Annotated in this window: 2 protein-coding genes; both read right to left on the reverse strand. The window is 64.9% G+C overall.

What is annotated here, in order from left to right; all coding sequences use genetic code 11:
• The coding region (locus B3V69_RS01620) for an NAD(P)-dependent oxidoreductase (protein WP_296443171.1) at window positions 1-483 on the reverse strand (483 nt) is incomplete at its 3' end.
• 21 nt (window positions 484-504) lie between these two features.
• Window positions 505-1,290, reverse strand: a 786-nt coding sequence (locus tag B3V69_RS01625) for a biotin/lipoyl-containing protein (protein ID WP_296443172.1), incomplete at its 5' end; no start/stop codon positions are given.

A 1,290-nucleotide genomic window follows, 5' to 3' on the forward strand; every position in this document is an offset into this window, starting at 1 on the left:
GCGGCTCCAGCCCAGCACCGGGAATTCAAACTGATGCAGCGCCCGCGCCACCCGCTCGCCCAGCACCCCCAGGCCCATCACGCCCACCGGAAAATCGCTGCGCTCGCGCGGCTTGCGATACGACCACTTGCCGGCTTTCACATCGGTCTCGTAGCCATCGAATTCGCGAAAGTGGCGGATCACGGCGTGGCAGACAAACTCGGCCATCTGCACCGACATGCCGGCGTCGTCGAGCCGCACCACGGTGGCCTGCGCTGGCAGGCGCAATTTCAGCAGGGCATCGACGCCCGCGCCAATGTTGAAAACGCCTTTGAGTTGCGTCTGCTCGTCAAAGAACTGCTGTGGCGGCGCCCAGACCACGGCATGGTCGGCGGCGGGTGCGCCAAGCTGCCAAACGTCCACCTGGGCGTCAGGGAAGGCCGCCCTGAGGCCCAGCAACCAGGGCTCGGCTTTGGTATCGGTGCAACAAAATGTGATTTTCATGGGTGCCAAGCGTAACCTGACTTATTGCAGCTTGAGCAGCTCCGCCCCTTCGGTCACCTGGTCGCCGGGCGCATACAGCAGCTCGGCCACCACGCCGTCCATCGGGGCGGCAATCGTGTGCTCCATTTTCATCGCGTCCAGCACCGCCAGCGCCTGGCCGCGCTTGACCTTGTCGCCCGCCTTGACCGCGAACGACACCACCTTGCCCGGCATCGGCGCGGTCAGGCGGCCGCCCTCGACCTGGGCATCGCCGGCATGCACCAGGGCGTCAATTGCTATTATTTGTGTAGCGCCTTGCGCAGTAAACACGTGGGCTACAGCCCCATTTTTATACACATTGACAATCTGGCGGCGCGCCGCAAAACGCACATCAATGCCTTGCGTCACCGGCACAAACGAGAACACCCCGACCTCGCCCGCCACCTCCAGCTGCAGCGCACCGTCGTGCAGCGTGGTCATTTGCACGATCCGCACCGCGCCCTGAAACTCAAAGTCGAAACGGCGCGTGCTCGGCCCATGCGAGCGCCAGCCATCGCGCCGGGCCCAGGGGTCGAGCCACACCGCACGGCGGCTGACTTGCGCCTCGTCCGCTTTTTCCTGCAGCAGGGTGTGCGCGATGGCACTGGCCACGGCCAGGCTCAAGCCGACCTTCTCCTGCTTGAACAGCACCGCCTCCTCACGCGGAATCAGGCCGGTGTCCAGATCGGCCTGCACGAAGGAGCGGCTTTGCACCACGTTGCGCAGGAACTGGACGTTGGTGTTGAGGCCGACGATATGGGTCTGGGCCAGCGCCGTGTCGAGCCGGGA

The organism is Rhodoferax sp. UBA5149, assembly GCF_002413825.1.
Lineage (GTDB): Bacteria > Pseudomonadota > Gammaproteobacteria > Burkholderiales > Burkholderiaceae_C > Rhodoferax.